Annotated in this window: 21 protein-coding genes; 8 read left to right on the forward strand and 13 right to left on the reverse strand. The window is 62.7% G+C overall.

The annotated features are described in order from the left end of the window. Positions 1-58: 58 nt before the first annotated feature. Positions 59-1,591 (reverse strand): alpha-N-arabinofuranosidase, encoded by a 1,533-nt coding sequence (locus ACFP9U_RS03690; protein ID WP_378619115.1) that lies wholly within the window; start codon positions 1,589-1,591, stop codon positions 59-61. A gap of 122 nt (positions 1,592-1,713) precedes the next feature. Continuing rightward, positions 1,714-2,643, reverse strand: a complete 930-nt coding sequence (locus ACFP9U_RS03695) for an ArsR/SmtB family transcription factor (protein ID WP_378619116.1) — start codon at positions 2,641-2,643, stop codon at positions 1,714-1,716. A 617-nt stretch (positions 2,644-3,260) separates the two neighbouring features. On the opposite strand from ACFP9U_RS03695, the gene ACFP9U_RS03700 reads away from it, so the two are divergent. Next, positions 3,261-4,091: an NmrA family transcriptional regulator gene (locus ACFP9U_RS03700; protein WP_378619118.1), complete on the forward strand. Its 831-nt coding sequence runs from the start codon at positions 3,261-3,263 to the stop codon at positions 4,089-4,091. A gap of 108 nt (positions 4,092-4,199) precedes the next feature. On the opposite strand, the gene ACFP9U_RS03705 is transcribed toward ACFP9U_RS03700, so the two are convergent. The 4 genes from ACFP9U_RS03705 to ACFP9U_RS03720 form a co-directional block, all read right to left on the reverse strand. Further along, complete coding sequence (locus tag ACFP9U_RS03705) at positions 4,200-4,514, reverse strand: putative quinol monooxygenase (RefSeq protein WP_378619119.1); 315 nt, start codon at positions 4,512-4,514, stop codon at positions 4,200-4,202. Between the two features lie 225 nt (positions 4,515-4,739). After that, positions 4,740-5,678 carry a sigma-70 family RNA polymerase sigma factor gene (locus tag ACFP9U_RS03710; RefSeq protein ID WP_378619121.1) on the reverse strand — a complete coding sequence of 313 codons (939 nt, stop codon included), beginning with the start codon at positions 5,676-5,678 and terminating at the stop codon, positions 4,740-4,742. 269 nt (positions 5,679-5,947) lie between these two features. Next, a complete protein-coding gene (locus ACFP9U_RS03715; RefSeq protein ID WP_378619122.1) occupies positions 5,948-7,408 on the reverse strand; it encodes a PLP-dependent aminotransferase family protein in 1,461 nt (486 codons plus the stop codon). A 247-nt stretch (positions 7,409-7,655) separates the two neighbouring features. Then, positions 7,656-8,531, reverse strand: coding sequence for an NmrA family NAD(P)-binding protein (locus ACFP9U_RS03720; RefSeq protein ID WP_378619124.1), 876 nt, complete (start codon positions 8,529-8,531; stop codon positions 7,656-7,658). Positions 8,532-8,626: 95 nt separating this feature from the next. Here ACFP9U_RS03720 and ACFP9U_RS03725 point away from each other — a divergent pair, with 95 nt between their 5' ends. From ACFP9U_RS03725 to ACFP9U_RS03735, 3 genes are all read left to right on the forward strand, one after another. Beyond that, positions 8,627-9,586, forward strand: coding sequence for a LysR family transcriptional regulator (locus tag ACFP9U_RS03725; RefSeq protein ID WP_378619126.1), 960 nt, complete (start codon positions 8,627-8,629; stop codon positions 9,584-9,586). A 365-nt stretch (positions 9,587-9,951) separates the two neighbouring features. Then, the gene (locus ACFP9U_RS03730) at positions 9,952-10,371 is read left to right on the forward strand and encodes a response regulator (RefSeq protein ID WP_378619127.1); all 420 of its coding nucleotides are present in this window, start codon (positions 9,952-9,954) and stop codon (positions 10,369-10,371) included. Continuing rightward, entirely contained in the window at positions 10,371-10,754 is a 384-nt protein-coding gene (locus ACFP9U_RS03735) for a response regulator (protein WP_378619129.1), read from the forward strand. The genes ACFP9U_RS03730 and ACFP9U_RS03735 overlap by 1 nt, the downstream gene beginning before the upstream one ends. A gap of 357 nt (positions 10,755-11,111) precedes the next feature. On the opposite strand, the gene ACFP9U_RS03740 is transcribed toward ACFP9U_RS03735, so the two are convergent. Both ACFP9U_RS03740 and ACFP9U_RS03745 read right to left on the reverse strand, forming a co-directional pair. Then, the gene (locus tag ACFP9U_RS03740; protein WP_378619131.1) at positions 11,112-11,855 is read right to left on the reverse strand and encodes an SDR family oxidoreductase; all 744 of its coding nucleotides are present in this window, start codon (positions 11,853-11,855) and stop codon (positions 11,112-11,114) included. Further along, the gene (locus ACFP9U_RS03745; protein ID WP_378619132.1) at positions 11,852-12,004 is read right to left on the reverse strand and encodes a hypothetical protein; all 153 of its coding nucleotides are present in this window, start codon (positions 12,002-12,004) and stop codon (positions 11,852-11,854) included. Before ACFP9U_RS03745 ends, ACFP9U_RS03740 begins: the two co-directional genes overlap by 4 nt. Before the next feature lie 59 nt (positions 12,005-12,063). Here ACFP9U_RS03745 and ACFP9U_RS03750 point away from each other — a divergent pair, with 59 nt between their 5' ends. Continuing rightward, complete coding sequence (locus ACFP9U_RS03750) at positions 12,064-12,996, forward strand: AraC family transcriptional regulator (RefSeq protein ID WP_378619134.1); 933 nt, start codon at positions 12,064-12,066, stop codon at positions 12,994-12,996. A 10-nt stretch (positions 12,997-13,006) separates the two neighbouring features. On the opposite strand, the gene ACFP9U_RS03755 is transcribed toward ACFP9U_RS03750, so the two are convergent. Next, positions 13,007-14,107 carry an AraC family transcriptional regulator gene (locus ACFP9U_RS03755; RefSeq protein ID WP_378619135.1) on the reverse strand — a complete coding sequence of 367 codons (1,101 nt, stop codon included), beginning with the start codon at positions 14,105-14,107 and terminating at the stop codon, positions 13,007-13,009. On the opposite strand from ACFP9U_RS03755, the gene ACFP9U_RS03760 reads away from it, so the two are divergent. Beyond that, positions 14,079-14,804 (forward strand): SDR family oxidoreductase, encoded by a 726-nt coding sequence (locus tag ACFP9U_RS03760; protein ID WP_378619137.1) that lies wholly within the window; start codon positions 14,079-14,081, stop codon positions 14,802-14,804. The two genes, ACFP9U_RS03755 and ACFP9U_RS03760, sit on opposite strands and share 29 nt — an antisense overlap. A gap of 114 nt (positions 14,805-14,918) precedes the next feature. Continuing rightward, positions 14,919-15,287 carry an Atu4866 domain-containing protein gene (locus tag ACFP9U_RS03765; RefSeq protein ID WP_378619139.1) on the forward strand — a complete coding sequence of 123 codons (369 nt, stop codon included), beginning with the start codon at positions 14,919-14,921 and terminating at the stop codon, positions 15,285-15,287. 76 nt (positions 15,288-15,363) lie between these two features. Here the strand turns inward: ACFP9U_RS03765 and ACFP9U_RS03770 are convergent, their stop codons facing one another. After that, the gene (locus tag ACFP9U_RS03770) at positions 15,364-16,323 is read right to left on the reverse strand and encodes an AraC family transcriptional regulator (RefSeq protein ID WP_378619140.1); all 960 of its coding nucleotides are present in this window, start codon (positions 16,321-16,323) and stop codon (positions 15,364-15,366) included. Between the two features lie 408 nt (positions 16,324-16,731). Here ACFP9U_RS03770 and ACFP9U_RS03775 point away from each other — a divergent pair, with 408 nt between their 5' ends. Beyond that, positions 16,732-17,034 (forward strand): DUF1344 domain-containing protein, encoded by a 303-nt coding sequence (locus ACFP9U_RS03775; protein ID WP_378619142.1) that lies wholly within the window; start codon positions 16,732-16,734, stop codon positions 17,032-17,034. 181 nt (positions 17,035-17,215) lie between these two features. On the opposite strand, the gene chrA is transcribed toward ACFP9U_RS03775, so the two are convergent. The 3 genes from chrA to ACFP9U_RS03790 form a co-directional block, all read right to left on the reverse strand. Further along, positions 17,216-18,619 carry a chromate efflux transporter gene (chrA, locus tag ACFP9U_RS03780; protein ID WP_378619144.1) on the reverse strand — a complete coding sequence of 468 codons (1,404 nt, stop codon included), beginning with the start codon at positions 18,617-18,619 and terminating at the stop codon, positions 17,216-17,218. Positions 18,620-18,637: 18 nt separating this feature from the next. Continuing rightward, positions 18,638-19,618: a chromate resistance protein ChrB domain-containing protein gene (locus tag ACFP9U_RS03785; RefSeq protein ID WP_378619145.1), complete on the reverse strand. Its 981-nt coding sequence runs from the start codon at positions 19,616-19,618 to the stop codon at positions 18,638-18,640. Between the two features lie 267 nt (positions 19,619-19,885). Continuing rightward, positions 19,886-20,806, reverse strand: a complete 921-nt coding sequence (locus tag ACFP9U_RS03790) for a LysR family transcriptional regulator (protein WP_378619146.1) — start codon at positions 20,804-20,806, stop codon at positions 19,886-19,888. Between the last annotated feature and the right edge of the window lie 67 nt (positions 20,807-20,873).

Raw genomic sequence — 20,873 nt, forward strand, 5'->3', positions numbered from 1 at the left:
CCTCTACGCCAGTTCCAACCTGGTCCCTGCCGGTCACCTCCCGTTCGACCAGGCTCAGTCAGCCGTTTCGCCCTCCGGGACGCCCGACATCCAGCCGGACGACATGGTAGGACAATGCGGGCAGCTTGCCGCGCAGATGGCCATCCTCTACGGCGACGGACGCTCCGGGCACCATGCTGATGCGGTCCGGCGCTTCGGGGCCGTTCGTCTCCAAAAGGTCATGGCCTTGCATGGTCTTGTGCATCCTGAGGCCGAGCCCGTCGAAACCGGTCAGCGACACGTTCACGTCGATCGGCTCGTGAAGGTGCCGGTTCACGGCAAAGACCGTGACGACCTCAGCCGCGCGATCGTAGGTCGCGGCGATATCAAGATAGGGCACGTCGTCGGCGACGCGACAATCGTAGGTCGGTCCGTCCACCGCGACGCGGAGCGCCTCGCCGCGCCCATAAAGGCTTGCCATCTGGTAAGGCCAGTAGATCGTCTGACGCCAGGCCGCCCCCCCGCGCTCGGCCCGGATCGGCGCGATCACGTTCACCAGTTGCGCGATACAGGCGATCTTCACCCGGTCGCTGCGGCGGATGAACTCGTTCAGCAGTCCGGCCACGAAGAGCGCGTCCTCAAAATTGTAGGTCTCCTCGAGCAGTTCAGGCGCCTCGGGCCAATTCCACCGTTTGATGCGCTCCTTGTCCTCCGCACGCTTGTGGTACCAGACGTTCCACTCGTCGAAGCAGATGAAGACGTCCTTCTTGGCGCGCTTCTTGGCCTTGACGTAGTCGATGACGCCGGCGACGGACTGGATGTAGCGGCCCGTCTCCTCGATCTTGGCGAAGAAATTCAGCGTGTCCCGGCTGTTGTTGCCGAAATATTTGTGTAGCGAGATGTAGTCGACATTCTCGTAGCACTCCTCGAGCACCTGATGTTCCCAATCCGGATAGGTCGGCATCTCGTCGTTGGAGCTGCCGCAGACGACGAGTTCGGCGCCGGGCGTGATCGCCCGCAGCGCCTTGGCTGTCTCGTCGGCGAGCCGCCCGTACACACGCGCCTCCTTGTGGCCAATCTGCCACGGCCCGTCCATTTCGTTGCCGAGGCACCACATCCTGACGCCGTAGGGCTCCTCAACCCCGTGTGCACGGCGCAGATCGGACCAGTAGGTGCCCGACGGGTGATTCACGTATTCCACGAAATTGCGGGCATCCTCCAGTCCGCGCGATCCCAGGTTCACCGCCAGCATCATCTCGATACCGGCTTCGCGTGCCCATTGAGCGAACTCATTGATGCCGACCCGGTTCGTCTCCTTCGAGCGCCAGGCAAGATCAAGGCGCACGGGACGCTCCTCAACGGGACCGATCCCGTCCTCCCAACGGTAAGCGGAGACGAAGTTGCCGCCGGGATAGCGAATGGCGGGGATATCGAGGTCGCGGACGAGGGCCTGCACGTCCTTGCGGAAGCCGCTGGCATCGGCTTCCGGATGACCGGGCTCGTAGATGCCCGAATAGATGGCACGTCCCATGTGCTCGATGAACGCGCTATACAGGCGGTCATCGATGGTCGCGATCCTGAAGTCGCGATGGACGGCAGCACGGACCTCCATTCCTCCTCCCCATCAGTATCGAAAAAGCCGATATAGAATAGCAATTCTGATATTAAAGACGCGATGCCCCGCGAGGTCAACCCTTCGCCGGAACAACGCCGATGGGGGCACATCCGCCCGCTTCAGTGGCGCGGACGGATGCGCATGACGATATCCTGATCGTAGTTGCCGAAACCGCGACCGAAGATGTTCACGCCACCGGGATGGCGCGCATCCGGCTTCACTTCGATCCGCAGGCGGATGGAATGATGGTCGCTCAGGCCGATCTCGTTCAGCGTAACGTCCGATATCCTGACGCCGTCGACATAGGTGCCGCTGTGGTTGACGGTCCAGCTCTTCAGCATCCCGTATTGCGAGCCTTTCAGCTTCCACCAGCCAGGTGTCAGGGTCCCGCGCTTGTCGCCGAAATCGCCGGGAGACGTCCACACACCCAGCTCCCGCCCGTTGACGGAGACCGTGATGTCCGACGGCCAGTTGGCGTTGGTGCCCGGCACTTCAGAGCTGAGCTCCATCACGAACTCGATTGCATCGACAGGCGACTGGGTGATTCTCGTATTGTTGGGAAACTGGTACTCGACGAAACCGCTGGTGAACCAGAGAAGAGAGGCTTTCATCCGCTCCGGATCGAGAAAGGTCGCGGGCACGTCCAGCAACCCGATGATGCCTTCAGTCGAACAGATGCCGCAGGGGCCGGTAACTTCGCAGTTCGAGTAGAGCCCGAGGGGCATCGAGACCTCGATCGCATCGTTCCCCTGGCTCTCGGTGCCCTTGTTGAAGATAATGACGAATTCGTCATAGACGGCGCGGCACAGCTTCTGATTGCCCTTGCGGCCTTTGCGGGTCTCGGTCTCGATAAGGCCAGCCTCTTCGAGGATTCGCACGTTCGAGGAGACGGACGATTGCGGAAGAGTCAGCCGCTCGGCAATGACGTTGATGTTCGTCGGCCCGTTCTCGTGAAGCAGTCGGAGAATGTCCAGGCGCGTCGGCGATGACAGCCCCTTGAGCTTGGCGAAATCCTTGCTGGGGTCGATGACCATAAATTTGCCGTTCATCGCGAAAACACGTCAACATTGATTGGGATAAAGATCGGTTTTTTGGATATAAATACGGCCATTACATCCTTGTCAAATCGTGTGGCCGGATGGAGCGCTTTTGCCGAAGGCCTGTTCGGCGTCAGCACCAATGAGCCCCTTCCGGCCTAACAGTAGCGCTTCATCGAAGCGAAGATGAGATAGAAATCCGGGACATGGAAGGCGCCTACCCTGCTGCCGATTCGCGGACACCGCGAGAAGGTGTCGTTTACGGATCCGGAGTTTGTGATGCAGCGAAGGCTATCATGCCGCTTGTCATCATAGTCCGGCTCCATTGATGTCCTGAGAAACTTCCCCCGAAAAATTGGCTCCCCAAGCTTCACTGGATTTGGACCTGTCCGGAAGCCGTCCCGGAGGTCACGATACTGCCCGAGGCTACCGACGGGAGGTCGGAAAGCGCCTCGGTGGGGAGCACCGCGCCCAGTGCGCATAAGGCAGGCTTGCGGCACCATCGACTGCTCCGCGATGGCCGTGCTGGCGTTATCCGCCCCATGTCGCGGGCACCCGCCCACGGTCTGACGATCGTGCTCGTCCGTCCAACAGCGCAAGGCAGTGATAAGCCAAACCAGGTGGAGACAATGACCGACAACAGGCCAACCCTTATCGTCGGCGGTGGCGGCAAGACCGGCGCCCGCGTCAACACGCTGCTGAAAGAGCGCGGTCTCGCCACGCGTCCCGTTTCGCGCTCTGGCGCAATCCCCTTCGACTGGACCAGGCGCGAGACGTGGGCGCCCGCGCTCAAGGGCGTCTCGAAGGCCTATGTAACTTACCAGCCCGACCTTGCGGTGGACGGCGCCGATGATGATATAGCCGAATTCTCCCGCCTCGCGCGCGAAGAGGGTTTGGCGCATGTCGTGCTCCTGTCCGGACGCGGCGAGCCCGGGGCGCAGCGCGCCGAGGCGGCGCTGCAGGATTCCGGTGTTGCCTGGACGAATGTGCGGGCAAGCTGGTTCAACCAGAATTTCTCCGAGGGCGCGTTCCGGGACAGCATCCTGGCCGGAGAACTCGCCCTGCCGGCCGAGCCGATCCCCGAACCCTTTGTCGATGCCGACGACATTGCCGATGTCGTGATCGCAGCCCTGACCGAGGACGGCCATAGGAACCGGCTCTACGAGGTGACGGGGCCGCGGGCGCTGACCTTTGCCGAAGCCGTCGACGAGATCGCCAGGGCAGCGGGCCGGCCGATCCGCTATCGGCAGATTCCGGTCGACGAATTCATCGCGCAGATGCGGCCTTACGCGCCCGAAGATATCCTGAACCTGCTGGTGGAGCTTTTCACCGTGGTGCTCGACGGCCGCAATGTCGAGGTCATGCAAGGCGTGCAGGAAGCGCTCGGACGCAAGCCGATCGACTTTTCAGACTATGCAAGACGTGCTGCTGCGGCGGGTGCATGGGAGGTCAGACAGTAACGCGAACAGACGCTGTCGATTACTCTTGGATCTGCCCTTCCAACGGCCAGGACAATGTGGGAAGCCCGGCGAGCGGAGCGCCGCAGGCCGCCGGGCTTGAGTGACATCTCAGGCGGCGCCGCCCTTGATCCACTGCGGCGTGATCGTGCGGAACTCCGACGGTCCGGCGAGCAGTGCGGCCGTCTCCCGCTCATAGTCCGGATACCAGGGCTGCTTGACGAAATCCTCCTTCCCGGCCTCGCCGTCGTAGAACTGATAGGCCACGATCGCATCCGGGTCGGTGTCATCGAAGCCGTATACATAGGCGATCTGCCCGTCGGCGTCCTCGATATAGGCGCGGGCATACTTCTCCCAGATGCGCTTCACCTCCTCACGCTTGCCGGGTTGCGCCTTGTGCCTGATGTAGAGTGCTTTCTTGCTCATGATGATCTCCTCGAATTTTGCGGCGTTTAGCCGCCGATGGCCGGGCTCCATGCCCATGCCCTCGTGACGTTCGAGGAGAGGCGTTTGTGACGTGCCCTCGAGCTTTTTCGTTCCTGGCGCCGCAGCACGCGGTTTAACAAATCAGACAAACGATTCGGCAATGGCCATGCCTGAACCAGGAAGGGGCCGCTAGGTGGCGACACACCGCCCAGACTTGCTTTGGCGTCAATGAATCCTGATCTCGCCGAGCCCGTCCAGCTTGTCGGGATTGCGCATGATGAAGATGTCTTTGATGCGATCCGCCGCGTCGTAGGCGAAGGACACGGTGGCGACGATCCTTTCACCCTCACGCAGGACAAGCCCTCGCGATCCGTTGAGGTCGGTGAAGCTCCGGTCATAGGCCACCCACCACTCGCTCAGCCGTTCCGTGAGGAATGCCAGCACCATGTCACCTTCGAGGATCTCGGTGACCGTGGCCACTTTGCCGCCGCCATCAGCGGTCAGGCGCACATCGCTGGCAAGCATCGTTGTAAGAGAGCCGGGCTGTCCGGTACGAATTGCATCCTCGAACGCGGCGAGAAGTTCCTCCTGCCGTTCCGCGGACGGCTGGTATCTCACCTGGTTGTCCCCGATGCGCGACTTGGCCCGGGAGACGAGCTTTCGGCAGGCTGGCTCGTTCATGTCCAGCGACGCGGCAACGTCCGCATAGGACATCTCGAATATCTCGTGGAGCAGATATGCAGCACGTTCCCTCGGCGTCAGCCGCTCCAGCATCAGCAGAAAGGCGGTCGAGAGGGAGGACGAAAGCTCCATTTGCGCCACCGTGCCGCTGTCAATGAACGTTTGGACCGGTTCGGGCAGCCAGGTGCCCACGTAATCCACCCGACTGCGATAGGAGGCCCGCAGCATGTCGATCGCGCGCCGTGTGCAGGCAGTGGTTAGCCAGGCACCGGGAGATTCGATGCTCTCGATGTTGGCCGCCTGCCAGCGAAGGAATGTGTCCTGCACGGCATCTTCCGCTTCCGCGCGCGAGCCGAGAATTCTGTAGGCGATGCCGAGGAGCCGCGGGCGCGCCTCCTCGAAAAGGCGGATGTATGATGCCTCGTCGCCCGATCCTGAGCCTGCTGTGAAGCGTGATCGCGCCGTTCGATTCTTGAACACCATCGCCCTCGCTCCTTCACCTTCGGAAATGGGCTTCATCCCTGGCCTTGACGATCCGGGAATCGAGATTGTGACGCGGTCGCCGAAAAATCCCGCCCGCCGCTCAGCCGTCGTTCGCAGGATCGATTGTCAGCCCTCGCGCTCGCAATCCTCTTGCGACTGCGGGGATCGTTCGGACCCTGTCTATGCCGCCGCGGCCGTCCCGTGCCTGACCATCACAGCGCGAACGGCCGGAAAGGCCAAGATATCCTGGCCTCACTCCCGCTTATGAACTACCGCCGTCCGTCGAAATCGATGCCCGACAACTCGGCGATTGCCGGCTCTATATCCTGCGCTTCGATCCTGCCGAAGCCGAATACGAAGCCCTTCTGCACGATGCCCCGCGTGGCATAGCGCGCGATATCCTCGAGCCTTATGCGCCTGGTCGCTGCCCTGGCAACGATCGCCTGTTCATCACCGGGCACAGTCGACTCGGCAGCGAGATGGACACCGGCATGGGCGCGGAACGGGCGCAAACGATCGCCGATATGGCTGCTCAGGGCAGCGCGCAGCGCCTCATGCCTTGCCGAATAGACCCTGCGCATCTTGCGGACGTGGCGCGCCAGATGGCCTTCGGCGATGAAGTCCGCGAGCGCGAGCTGATTGATGAGCGGGCTGTGCCAGTCACTCATCTGCTTGGCGAGGGTGAGCGCATAGCGCGCCCATTCCGGCACGACGACGAAGCCCATCCTGAGCGCGGGGAACATGCTCTTTGAGAACGTTCCGACATAAAAGACCGAGCCCGAGCGGTCGAGCGTCTGCAGCGCGTCGAGGGGCATGCCGCCGTGACGAAACTCGCTGTCATAGTCGTCCTCGACGATCACGGCGCCGAAACTCTCGGCGAAGTCGAGCAGTGCTGCGCGTCGGCGTGCCGACATGGCGACGCCGAGGGGGAACTGGTGCGAGGGCGTCACGCAGATGACGCGCGTGCTCGACGGCAACCGCTCCACCAAGAGCCCTTCCTCATCCACGGGGACGGAGAGGATCTTCGCACCCGCCGCCACGAACGACCGGCGTGTCGGTCCATATCCCGGATCCTCAAGAGCGACCTCGGTCTCGCCGGGCGTCACCAGAATGCGTGCGATGAGATCGATCGCCTGCCTTGCGCCGGCCGTCACCACAATGTCGTCCGGCTGGCATGCGACCGCGCGAACGAATGAGATGTGGCTGGCAATAGCCCGGCGCAGCGGCGGTTCGCCAGCCGGATCGTGTTCCTTGACGGGGCTCCTGGCGACGAGGCGCGACGCCCGCGTCGAAAGCCGCTGCCAGATGTCGAACGGAAATTCGGAATCGGGCATGCCGGCCACAAAATCGTAGCGATAGGTTTCTCCGCTGCACGTTTCGGCGAGCGGTCGCCAGCCGCGCCAAGTGGGAGCCAGCCGCCTGTCGGCGACTGGGTCGGCCCGCAGCGAAGCCTTCGGGGGCTCGAGCCGCGGGCGCACATCGGCGACAAAAGTACCCGCCCCCTTCCGTCCCTCTACGTAGCCTTCACTCAGAAGCATGTCGTAGGCGGCAATCGCTGTGTTGCGCGATATGCCGAGACCCCTCGCCAGCGCACGCGTCGGCGGCAACCGAAGCCCGGCTTGAAGCCGCCCGTCAACAATCGCGGCACGCAATTGCCGGTGCAGCGATCGCAAAAGTTCGCGCGAACCTTTCTCCGGAAGGTCTATGGCAAAATCGAGAATTGGCTCCATGAACTTCCGAGACAGTGGACCTGTGTGGAACCATACCGTTGGCCACTTTTTCCCGCAACGACATACCGCCCGCCCGTTCGAGAGGGGCGTTATGGCGAATCCACCGTGGGCAACAAGGTTGATCCTCAAACCAGAACTGGATCTGAGCCCTCGCTTGCAGGTGGTCTTTATGACGATAGATCCACCTTAGCGGCCGAAACTCCTTCCGGCCATCACCACGGTCCGCATCGATACCTTTGTCCCGCGTTCAGCCAGCCGCACGAACCTTCGCAACAATGCGCTCGACCGCAGTTGTCAGCGAGATCTTTCCGCGCCAGTGCTCGTTGCCGTCCTGGCGCACGAAGCGGCCATTCGTGATCCCGTCATACATGCCGAGCAGTACGTCGGCGACGTCTGTGGGTAGCCCCGCCTCGGCCAGAACCGCCGCACGCCGCTCCGGCGGCACGAGCGTCGGCTGGACGGTGTGACCGAGAACGTCCGCAAAGGCGGCCGCCACGTCCCTCGCGCTCCAATCCTCGGGGCCGGACAGTTCAACAATACGCGTTCCCGTCCAGTTTTCGCGCATGAGCCGGGCTGCCGCATACCCGACATCTATCGTGCTCACCATCGGGATCTTCTGCTCGGGATCGAGAAATGTCGGCAGGATACCTTCGGCTATCGCTGGATCGGCGGCCTCCGTCCAGGTCTCCGCGAAATAGCCGGATCGCAGGAAGGTCGCCGCCGGAACGACTCCAGTCAGCGCCGTCTCCAGCCGGTGCAATGTGGAAACGGCGCCAAAGCCTGAGGCGTGTTGCGCGCCGATCGACGACAGGACGACTGCCCTCGACAGGCCCGCGCGCCGGACCGCCTCGGCAAGCACTGCGCCTGTTTTTGCCGCTTGTGCGAAGGGATCGCCGGCCATTGGCGGCGGGTTGAGCAGGAACGCGGTCGTCGCGCCGGTCAGCGCGGCAGTAACTGTATCCGCATCGCCGAGGTCGGCGACTGCAACCTGCGCGCCGAGCGCCTTCCACGGGTCTCCCTGTTCCGGGCGGCGCACGGCGACGCGCACAAGTTCGCCACACTCGATCAGTGCACGCGCCGTTTCCCCGCCTGCCCTGCCACTCGCTCCGAAAACCACATGCATGAACTCATCCTTTCCCGCTGGCTGTAGGCATTTTCGATGCGGACTCGATACACCTCCGCTTTTCATGCGTCCAATGCATGAGTTATATAGTCGTCATGCATGAAGTGGATTTACGCCAAGTTGATTTGAACCTGCTGGTGACGCTGCACGCGCTTCTCGAGGAAAGAAGCGTGACCCGAGCGGCCGGACGTCTCGGCATGAGCCAGCCTGCCGTCAGCCGCGCGCTTGCCCGATTGCGCACGCTCTTTGCAGACGCGCTGCTGGTCGACGGGCGGAACGGCTACATCCTCACCGTCCGTGCCGAGGAAATCCGCCCGACGCTCCGCAGCATGCTGGCGGGTATCAGTGATATGCTGGAGACAAGACCATTCGAACCGGCGGCCGCTACGGGGCTCGTGCGATTGCTTATGGCCGATCTCGAGGCTGCGGCGCTGGCTCCCCGTCTGCTCAGCCATCTCGCCGCCGAGGCGCCCGCACTCGACCTCGACATCCAGCCGCCGGGCACATCACTGTTCGAAGCACTGCAAAGCGATGCCGTGGACGCGATCGTCGGCGTGATCGGCGAAGCGCCTGCGGGCATCCGCCGGCGTGGCCTTTATGAGGATGGCTTCGTCACGCTGATGCGTGCCGGACATCCGGCCGCCGAGGGGAAGCTCACCCTCGGGCGATATCTCGAACTCGGCCATATCGTGGTGAGCATCACCGGCGTGGGTCCGGCTCCCGTCGACGTCGCGCTTGCCGGCATGGGGCGCCGGCGACGGGTCAACGTGTGCGTGCCGAACTTCCTTGCCGCAGTGGAGATCGCCGGGCGCTCCGACCTGATCATGACCCTCCCGTCGAGCCTGGCATTGACGGCGGCCGGGATGGGGCGTTTCGTCACCGTGCCCCCGCCTGTCGACCTCGGCCGCGTCACGATGAGCCTGGCCTGGCACGCACGCCATCAGGACGAGCCCAGGCACGTTTGGCTACGGCGAACCGTCGTCGCGGCAGCAAAAGGCGTTACTGTCACCGCGCCCGACCGAACCACTGACGATGCCGAACCCCCAAATGGCTGAGCCGGCGACCCGGGCCGCCGCCGGCCGCCGTCCTCCGCTGACGCTCCGGCCGCAAGCGCCGCGCCATCGATCACACCTCCGGTGCGGCTGCGTACCGTCGGGAAGGCGGCAAGGTGGCGATCACCGCCTGCCGCGAAAACGAGACAGGGCAGCAGCGTAGGAGGTGATTGGAACGCTGCTAAAGTGGCAACCGGGTATTGTGGGCGACATGAGCGCAGCGGGCCTCCGAGCCGGTGGCTCGGAGATACTGCTGATCTATTTCCAAAAAATAAGGAACCAGATTGCCCGAGAAAAGTTCGTTTTCGAATAAGGGAAACAAGGGGCGACAATGGGCATCACGATAATCTCATGCCAGAATGCTGCCGATGGCTGCTAAATCCAACCCCTGGCGTGGAGTCCAAGCGGACAAGAACGTAGTTCTTTTGGCGGAGGATGAACCTTTTATCCGGTTCGACATTGCCGAGGAGCTCAGGCTATTGGGTTGCCAGGTGATTGAGGCCGGGAGCGCCGACGAGGCAATCGACGTCCTGAGGTCTACTGCTCGCATAGACCTCGTGGTGACGGATGTACGGATGCCTGGCAATCGCGATGGCCTTGATGTGGCGCGGGCCGTGAAACAGGAGCGTCCAGGCGTGAGGGTTGTCGTCATGTCGGGCCATCTGGAGCCAGAGGACGAACACAAGCATCTCATTGATCTCTTCTTTTCAAAGCCGACCCCCAGTAATCAGCTGGCAAGGGCGATAATGGAAATGATCGATGCAAACCCCGCAAAGCGGGATGGCTGATGGAAAAAGAAGGTCCAGCCGTGTCGATCCTCATCGTCGACGGCGATGTGATAACCCGAACTGTGATCGCCGAGTACCTACGCCACTGCGGCTTCCGCGTGGTCGAGGCAGGCACTGGAACGGAAGCCATCCAGGCGCTCCAGCATCCGGACTTTACCATTGATATCGTTCTGTCCGACGTCGAGCTTCCTGGCGAAATCAGCGGTTTCGACCTGTCGCATTGGATCCGCAAATCCATGCCCGAGGTGAGGATTTTGCTCGCCAGCGCCGTAGAACGCATTGCCGATACGGCCGGAGATCTTTGTGAGGAAGGACCTCATCTCGCAAAGCCCTATGATCACAGGCTGATCGTAGATCACATCAAGCGGCTGCGCGCGCGATAGAGAGGATTGCTGCGCCGTTGGCCCTGATGCAACGGTGTGGCCCCCGGCCACCGCAACGGCGCGTGAGGCCCACGCGATGCCCACCCGGCTGGTCCCGGGCGGATCCTCGCAGGACCGACGACCCCGCGCTTCAGCGACAGGGACAAGAGGAGAACCCTCAATCCGCGACTATATCAGGTCTTCGATGCGGACCGGCAGGTGGCGTCCGCACCCCGGTTGCGTGATAGACCGCATTGGTGATCGCCGGCGCCACGCCGACAAGAACGACCTCGCCCACCCCTTGACCCCGGACCGGTTGATGCGCGGATCGCGACATTGCTGGTCTGCCCGGCCGTGGGCCGTGGCACGCGCTTCCGCTCAGTGGGCGCTGAGCATCTCGACCGCCTGGTCGAAGTGTCCGTCCCGCTCCGCCCAGCGCAGGAAATTCACCCGCTCCACCAGGATCTCCTTGGGCGTCGGCTTTTGGAGGAACAGAGTCATGGTTTCGTCGATGAAGTCGTCCAGCGGCATGTAGCCGTCACGTGTCGACTGGCCGGGGGTCAATTCGGTCTGTACCGCGGGTGGGGCCAGTTCGATGATCTCGACCTTGCCCTTCAACTGCTCGCGCAAGGACACCGTATAGGAATGAAGCGCCGCCTTGGTGGCGTTGTAGGTCGGAGTGGCGCTCAGCGGAACGAAGGCCAGACCGGACGATACGTTCACGATCGCCGCATCCGGCTGGCCTGCCAGATGGTCGGTCAGCGCGTTCGTCAGCCGGATCGGGCCAAGCAGGTTGGCGACGACGGTCTGCTCGGAATCGCTGAGATCGCGGCTCCTGGTCAGGTCCTCGCGCCGCATGATGCCGGCATTGTTGATCAGGACGTTGAGGTCCGGATGTTCGGCGACGACACGTTCGGCAAAGGCCGTGATGGCCTGCGGATCCTCGACGTCGAGGACCATCGCGTGCATGTCGTGCCGGCCGGCAATTGTCTCCTCCAGCGCGTCGATGCGCCGACCCGCGACGACCACCTTGTTGCCAAGCTCGTTGAAGCGCAGGGCGAGTTCCCGGCCGATGCCGGATCCGCCCCCGGTGATGAGGATCGTATTGCCCGTCGTTTTCATTGGTTAAACTCCATCTGCCAAGGCGGCTCGGCACAGAAGTCGCGCTCGAAAGTGCCGTGGCCGAGTTGTGATTTCGACGCCTCCTTTCCTACCGACGCGGCGACGATGAAGCTTGCCAACATCTGCGCAAAACTTGCCTCATCGTGCATGCCTTCTGGTATCTGCCGGCCGCCATGCTAATTTCGCACTGAAGTGCAGGAGGACGTACATGGACACGCTCAAACAGGCCGTTCGGGCCTATGCCAGCCGCCATGCGAACCGTGACGGCCTGGCGCTGACGCCGGTGCCGGGCCTGCGGATGATGTGCGTCGAGACACCGCCCGGCGACCTGCATTCGATCTACAGGCCGCTGGTTTGCTTCGTCCTGCAGGGCGCCAAGCGCATGGTCGTTGGGAATCAGGAGCGCGTCTTTTCCGCCGGGCAGTCGGTGATCGTCAACGCCGACATGCCCGTCCTCGGGCGGATCGTGCAGGCGAGCCGGGCCGAGCCCTATCTGGCGATCGCGGTCGAGCTGGAGGTGACGATCCTGCGCGAACTGGCGGCACATATGGGTGGTGCCCAGCTGCAGCGCCCGTCGGAAATACGCACCTTGTTCGCCCTGGACAGCGAAGCCGCGGTGCTGGACTGTGCAGCGCGGCTCATGAGCCTCTTGGACAGGCCCGAGGCTACGCCGTTGCTGCGCCCCGGGATCATGCAGGAGTTGCACTATTGGCTGCTCTCCGGGCCGCACGGCGCCGTCTTGCGGGCGCATGCGGACCCCGACAGCCACGCGAGCCGTCTCGCCGCGGCCATCGCGATCCTAAGGACCGAATATCGATCGCGCGTGCCTGTCGAGCGCCTGGCAGACGCGGCGGCGATGAGCCTCACCGCCTTCCACAAGCACTTCAAGCACATGACGTCGCTGACGCCTGGGCAGTATCAGAAACGGCTTCGTCTCATCGAGGCACGCCGCCTCATGCTCGACGAAGGCCTTTCGGCAAGCAGCGCCGCGTTCGAGGTGGGCTACGAGAGCGTCTCGCAGTTCACCCGCGAATACGGCCGGCTGTTCCGGGCGCCGCCGAAGCGCGACGCCCTGCGCACGCGCGGCAAATCGACCATCGTTGAAGATGGCCAGAAGGCCGGAACAAGCGCGCTGGTGTAGCTGACGGCCGTCACAGCGCTGTATCGACGGCCACCTCGGCAGGCAGCAGCCGCTTCAGCCGCGCGACGTCCTGTTTCGGCGGCATTCCGTGTATCCGGGCATAGTCGCGGCTGAGCTGCGACGGGCTTTCGTATCCGACGCGAAATCCGGCTTCGGCCGCAGTCACCCCCTCGCTCAGCATAAGCCTGCGAACCTCCTGAAGGCGCAGATGATTGCGGAACTGAAGCGGAGTCATCATCGTCGTCTGGCGGAACTGTTCGTAGAAGGATGACGGACTCATGCCCACCCTCACCGCCAGCTCTTCGACCGAGAACGTCTCGTGGAAATGCTCCGTGAGATACTGAATAGCGTCCCGGATTCGCGAAAGTCGGCTTTCAACGACTGCAATCTGGCGCAGGACCGTCCCTTGCGGTCCGTTCAGCAACCGGTGCAGAATTTCTCGCTCGATCAGGGGCGCCAGAGCCTCGATGTCGTCGGGAGCATCCAGCAATCGCAGCATGCGCGCGGCCGCATCGATCAGTTCCGGCGTCGCCGCCGCGACCGAGATCGGCGGGCCGGATCGTTCCGGCCGTGCGTCAGGCAGCATGTCGACGAGCACGCTTCGATCCAGTTGCAGCTTGAAGCAGAGATAGGGCGCGCCCGGGCTCGCTTCGATGACGGCCCCGATGACCGGCAGATCGACGCCCACGATGAGATATTCGGACGACTGGTAAAGGTATTCGACGCCCTCAAGATGCGCACGCTTCCGCCCCTGTGCGACAAAACAGACGGACGGGTCGTACATCGTGTGCAATGGCTCGGTTGGAGCGCTCGAGCGCAACAGTGCGACCCGTGGAAGTCGTGTCGCGGTTACCCCGTCGGTCGGCGCATGGCGCTCGATGAGACCTGTGAGTTCGGCGAGGTTCCGCATGACACGATCCTTTTCCAGGCCGCTCCCTCTTTGCAAGCTCAATCTATGACTATTGGAGAATCGTGCAAGAAATCCGGAGAGCCGTTCTACCGCTGTCCCCTCCATTCGCCAATGTTTGCGACTGCGGCTCCACGAGGAGACGCTCGCTTCAACACCTGGAATGGAGACAATGATGCTTTCCGACAAAGTCGTTCTGATCACCGGTGCATCCAGCGGTATCGGCGCAGGGATCGCGTTCGAACTCGGCAGCGCCGGAGCAAAGGTCATGCTGGGCGCCCGGCGCATGGACCGGCTTCAAGACGTCGCCTCGAAGATCGAGGAACGCGGCGGCACGGTCCTCACCCATGCTCTGGACGTAACAAATCGCGACAGCGTCCGCGCCTTTGCCGACGCGGCTCGGGCCGCCTGGGGACACATCGATGTGCTCATCAACAATGCGGGCATCATGCCGCTGTCCCTCATGAGCTCGATGAAGGTCGACGAATGGGACCAGATGGTCGACGTCAACATCAAGGGCGTGCTGAACGGTATCGCCGCGGTGCTGCCCGAAATGACGAAACGGGAGGCGGGGCACATCATCAACATCGCCTCGGTCGGCGCCTTGAGCGTCGTACCGACGGCCGCCGTCTATTGCGCCACGAAATTCGCCGTCCGTGCAATCTCCGACGGGTTGCGGCAGGAAAACGACAGACTGCGCATCACCTGCATTCACCCCGGCGTGGTGGAGAGTGAACTGGCGTCGACGATTACCGATCCGGTCGCCGCCGAGGCGATGAAGACCTACCGGGCCATCGCCCTGCAGCCCGATGCCATCGCGCGCGCCGTCCGCTACGCGATCGAGCAGCCGCAGGACGTCGATGTCAACGAGATCGTCGTTCGTCCCACGGCGACCACTTAGGGAAACACTTCATGAAGTGGTATTCCCGCCACCTTAGCCGCGCCACCGTCCGGCCCTGGAGCGGATGCGCGTTCCTTGCCGAGGCGCCCACAAGGCATCAGTAGGAGTAGCTTGATGAGACGTTCATGGATATCGGCTACCCTTCTTTTCGCGGGCTCCAGCGCAATTTTCCTGTCAGAAGGACTTGCTCAAGTGAAAGCAGATCGGATTCCTGCCAGCGGGGCGGTGCAAAGCCATCCCTATGTCGGCATGTGGCTCACCGAGGACGGCTACATTCGGCATGAATTGCGTCCGAACGGCCGCTACGTCGAAGCGCGCGGAACGCGTGAGAAAGCCTATCAGGGTCGATACGAGATCACAGGCGATCACATCGATTACTGGGACGATACCGGTTTCACGGCGGACGGCGACTTTGTCGATGGCGTCCTCTACCATGCCGGCATGGTCCTCTACCGGGACGACATGGTCGATAAGAAGCGATAATCGGTTTGGCTCGCGCTATCCGCGCGAGCCGGCCATTCTGGTTTGAAGCGCGTCGCGACCTGCTGAAAGGCCGTATCTAGGCGGCATTCGCCTGTTCGCCTTTCCGCATTTCCTCGCTGATCCAGCGGGATGCCGCTTGGAGACGAAGGGTATCGCGTTTCGGGGGTGCATTGAACAGGCGGGCGTAGTCGCGCGTGAACTGCGACACACTTTCATAGCCCACCTCAAATGCGGCGCTCGTCGCTGAGAGACCTTCGTCAAGCATCAAGCGGCGTGCCTCGACGAGACGAAGACGCTTCTGATACTGGCCCGGAGTTAACGAGGTCATCTGCTTGAAATGCTTATGAAAGGCAGTGAGGCTCATCGCCGCCGCCGCTGCAAGACGCTCGATCGACAATCGGTCGCGATACTCGGCTCTCAGGATCGCGATGGCCGCTGCAAGTCGACCGGCATGGCTATGCGGATCAGCAAGTGTCCGCAAGGCGGCACCGTGCGGCCCCGATAAAAGCCAATAGTGCAGCTCCCGCATGATTCCGGGACGAAGCAGCGGCACTGCGGCGGGTCGATCCATCAATTGCATCAGTCGCCATATACTGTCCAGCGTCGCGGTTTCCGTATCTACGGCAAACAAGTTGCCTGTCTCGGACGGATGGTGCGAGCGGACGTCGCCCAGCTGCGCCGCAAGTTCACGCAGGGTCGCGATCTCGAGTTCTATGGCAACTGCGAGAAAAGGCTCATCTTGGCTCGCCGTCATGATCTGTCCGGTCACCGGCATGTCCGCGCTCACGATGGCGGACTGACCGGCGAAAAAGACCCGCTCCTCCCGGCCAACGGTCATTCGCTTGGCGCCCTGCAAAATCACGCAAACCAGCGGCCGATAAACCGAATGTCGGCCGCCGCTTGGCATTTTGACGCATTTCATCATGAGCCCCGGCACCGGCGTCATTGCCAGGCCATCGCTGTTGGCGTGACGAGCGGCGTAAACTTCAACTGCCTCTTTGAGGGTTTCTATGTGATCTTTTGTAGAGCGGTTCATGTGATCTCTCCTGAAACCAGAGCCGAACTTAGTATCGAAGCACGTGGAAATCACCGGCGATGCAGGATCAGGCAAGTTTTCTGGATTCTTGGGCAAGCTGACCGCCCGCGGGGACAATACAGAGCCGCATGCATACGGACGCGCGCATCATTCCAAGATAGTGTCCACGCCATTGTGACGTGTTGAGGATCAGGGGCTCTTGGGCCGACAGCCCCTTAGGCAGGCATTGGCGCATCCTGCAGGATCGTGCAAATCTTGAACACCCGTTGGCAAGCTCCTGATCGGCACGCGCGGTATTAATGATCGCAGAGAAACAAGCCCGCTCAAGGAACCGGACGACGATGCGAAAGAAGGTTCCGGGTGCACCGGCTTGTCCGTCTCTGAATGCGAAAGAATAGGAGTTTTGAAATGCGCAAGTTTCTTGCCGCGGCTGTTGCCGCTTCCGTGATGGGCGCTGCCTCGATTGCCTCTGCCGGTACATTCACGAGCACCGGTGTCATCGAGAGCGTGAACACCAAAACGAACACCGTTCGAATCCGGGACGGCGATGCCTATCGGCTGCCTACTCATGTCGATCTTTCCGGCCTGACGGCGGGCCAGCGGGTACACGTCAGCTGGGACTCCCAAAACCCCTCGAGCACAGACGACCGTCACAACAGCGACGAGTGGATTTGGGTGTTCGACGCAACCGGCATCGAGCGTGCCGGCTGACAGGCGGCTCGACCCGTAGCAAGGCATCGGATGTAATCTGAAAGCCTTGCGAACTTCTGACCAAAGGCGGGCGGCAATGCGCTGTCCGCCTCCAAAACCGGCCGCTGCCGGGCAAGAGCATGGCGAGGAAGCCGTTGCCGGGTCGAGCCGCGGGCGCGGCCGAATGTCCGTTCTTCCAGCGTCAGATGAGCCCATAGAGCAGCCCCGCCAGGGAGCAGGCGGCGAGCACCGGCAGCATGCCGACCTTGAAGCGGAACACGGCGATCAGCGCGCCGAGGGTGAGCACGAGCGAGGCAACATTGACCGAACTCAGCACCGGCGCATCGACGCTCATACCGAAACCGCTCACATTGACGAGCTCGCCGAAGAGCACGTGCAACCCGAACCACACCGCAAGATTGAGGATGACACCGACGACGGCCGCTGTGATCGTCGCCAGTGCGGCCGACAGAGCCCTGTTGCTCCTCAGCGCCTCGACATAGGGCGCACCGAGAAAGATCCACAGGAAGCAGGGGGTGAAGGTGACCCAGGTGGTCAGAAGCCCGCCGAGGGTACCGGCCAGCAACGGATCGAGCGAGCCCGGCGCGCGGAAGGCGCCCATGAAGCCGACGAACTGTGTAACCATGATGAGCGGCCCCGGCGTGGTCTCCGCCAGACCGAGCCCGTCCAGCATCTCACCGGGCTGGAGCCACTGATAGGTCTCCACCGCCTGCTGCGCGACATAGGCGAGAACGGCATAGGCCCCGCCGAAGGTCACCACGGCCATCTTGGAGAAGAAGACGGCGATATCGGCAAAGACGTTGCCACTGCCAAAGGCGGCGACGAGGGCGATGACCGGTGTAAGCCACAGGATGAGAAACGCGCCAGCGATCCTCAGCGCCCAGCCGACCGAAGGCCGGGCGTGCGCCGGGATCGTCTCGCCGAGGGCGCTGTCCGCGTCGGCGACCTGCCTGTCACCCACTTTGCCGTGGCCATTGGCGGCGAGAAAGGGCGCGAGGCCCGCGCGCGCGCCGGCAAAGCCGATGAGGGCCGCCGTCAGGATGATGAGCGGGAACGGCACATGGAAAAAGAAGATGGCGATGAAGGCGGCCGCGGCGAGCGCCACCATGACGTTGTTCTTGAGCGCACGGCTACCGACCCGGACGACGGCCTGCAGCACGATGGCGAGCACCGCCGCCTTCAGCCCGAAGAACAATGCCTCGACCACGCCGACATTGCCGAAGAGCGCATAGATCCAGCTCAACCCCATGATGGCGACGACGCCCGGCAGCACGAACAGCGTGCCGGCGACGAGCCCGCCTTTGGTCTTGTGAAGGAGCCAGCCAATGTAGACGGCGAGCTGCTGCGCCTCCGGTCCCGGCAGGAGCATGCAGTAGTTGAGCGCGTGCAGGAAGCGCGTCTCGCCGATCCAGCGCTTCTCCTCGACGATGATCCTGTGCATCACGGCGATCTGCCCGGCCGGACCGCCGAAGCTGAGCGCCGCCACCCGTGCCCAGACGCGCACCGCCTCGGCGAAGGGGATGCCGTGGTCCGGCGCGGTGTTGCGCTGGATTGGTTGTGTGTCGTCGCTTGCATTTCTGTTCATGGATCCACCCCCTGCGCGTCACCGGCGCTTCTTGCGAAAATACTGGTAGAGGTTGTCGAAGACGGGCGCTCCTTGAGCGATGCGCTCCTCGTCGCCCGCATGCGCCAGAGCGATGCCGGCGATCAGATGGGCGATGCCGGTCGCTTCCTCGCGTGCAAACTTGCCGTCTTTCAAGTCAATGTCGTGAACGATTTCGGCGATCGCCCGAAGGCCCGGGTCGTCGAGGCCGGTTCGGGCGAGCAGCACCTCGAAGCTGCAGCGGTCACCCTCGTGGGTGAACTCGCCTTCGAACATGTCGAAGCGCAGCTCGCCCGGCTTGGGGACATAGCCCTTGCCCGGCACGAAGCGGATGACGGCATCGGCGTCGATGAAGCGGCGGATCAGCCAGCTGCAGGCGATGCGGTCGATGTGGACGCCCTTGCGCGTGACCCAGATACGGCCTTTGAGGTCCTCGGCCGTCAGCACAGCCTGTGTCTCTGCGGCGTCCATCCCCTCGTCCGCTGCGAGCCGGCTCTCGAACTCCGCGATGGAACCTTCCGCAGTGAGGCGGCCGGTCGCGCCGAAGAAGTCGATTGCCGTGATATCAGCCAGCCGCTTGCGCAGGCGCCGGACCTGGGCATGCGCTTCCGTCTTCTCCTCTCCGCCCCCCGCAGCATCCAGCGCCGCAGCGAGCGCCCTGGCTTCGTTCGCGATCGCCTCATAGTCGGCATCGCGCGCCATATCGAACAGCGCCCGCGCCTGGTCATCCGATAGACCGTCGATCAGGAGCGCCTCGCACACCATCGCCTCGCCGCCACCCTCGACGATCTCCTTCAGGAGCCACGCGAAATCCTCCCGCGTCTCGGCGGTCGCCGGCAGCGCGTAGACGGTACTCTTGACGGCGACGGCGCCGATGCCCTGGAGCCGGCGCCAGATCTTGACGCGCAAATAGGCCGGCTTGCTGGGCAGCTGGTGGATCAGAAGCAGCCAGGGTCGGTTTGGTGACCGGTCATCTTGCATGAAAAGACCGTATCATTGGAGATATGAAAAGCAACAGATGTATCAATCCAGACAGCGGGTAGCTCGCAACGCGACGCAACAAATCAGCATCATACGTTCAGCATCAGGTCCGATGCCTGAAATCGCGCGTGCGTTGACTCCGCCGAAGCCAAAGCCGCTTGACATGGCGTGCTCGACCATGAGTGGGCGCGCGTGCATCCCTTGATCTGCCTGAACACTGCGCAGAAAATGCACTTGCGAGGCATGCTCGTGACGGCCAGCGCTCCGCTACCTGAGGCCGGAAAGCAAGGCCGCCTTCGTGTCGGGTTCCTTCAACAAGTCGATCAGGGCGCGCAGTGCCGCAGGCACGTGACGGTGTCCGGGATAGTACAGCATCAAGCCGGAGGATGGAGGGCACCAGTCTTCAAGTATCGCTGTCAGGCGACCTGCAGCGAGGGAATCGTGGGCAGCGGTTTCAGGCACATAGGCGATGCCCAATCCGCGGGTTGCCGCTTCGATCATGAGGTCATTGTCATTGAGCGTCAGTGCGCCTGGGGGATCGATAGCGATTTCCTGCCCGTGCTTCTCGAACTCCCATCGGTAGCGCTTGCCGCTTGGCAGGCGCTGACGAATGCAGCCATGCCGAAGCAGATCGTCGGGAACAACCGGTTTGCCGAAACGGCTGACATAGTCCGGCGAGGCGACGGCGAGGAAGCGGAGATCGTCACTGATCCTTACCGCGATCATGTCTTGGGGCACCGCCTCAGCGAGCCGGATGCCCGCATCGAACCCCCGGTCCACGATGTCGACAAGACGCCCTTCGCTGACCAGATCGAGTTCGACATCGGGGTATCTCGCCAGATATGTCGGCATGATATGGCGCAGCATTAGTCGAGCGGCACCTCTGTCGGCATTAATCCGCAACACACCACTGGGGCTACCGCGGTCAACCGCGAGCGTATCGAGCGCCGAGTCGAGGTTTCTGAGAACCGGACCGATCCGGCTGAGTAGTCGAGATCCCGCATCGGTTGGTGAAACACTGCGGGTTGTCCGGTTCAGAAGCCGCAGCCCCACTTGCTCTTCCAGCTTCCTCATGCGGTGACTGAGCGCGGATCGCGAGACGCCCAGCAGATCGGCGGCACGCCGAAAGCTGCGCTCGGTGGCCACGACCGCGAACGCTTCCAGGTCAGCCAGCGATGGCTTCGTCATTGGTGAATTCCTTTCACCTGTTAATGCAAAAATAGAGGCCTTATAGCACCAATTATGTCGCCCCACA

The organism is Nitratireductor sp. GCM10026969, assembly GCF_042660605.1.
Taxonomy (GTDB): Bacteria; Pseudomonadota; Alphaproteobacteria; order Rhizobiales; family Rhizobiaceae; genus Chelativorans.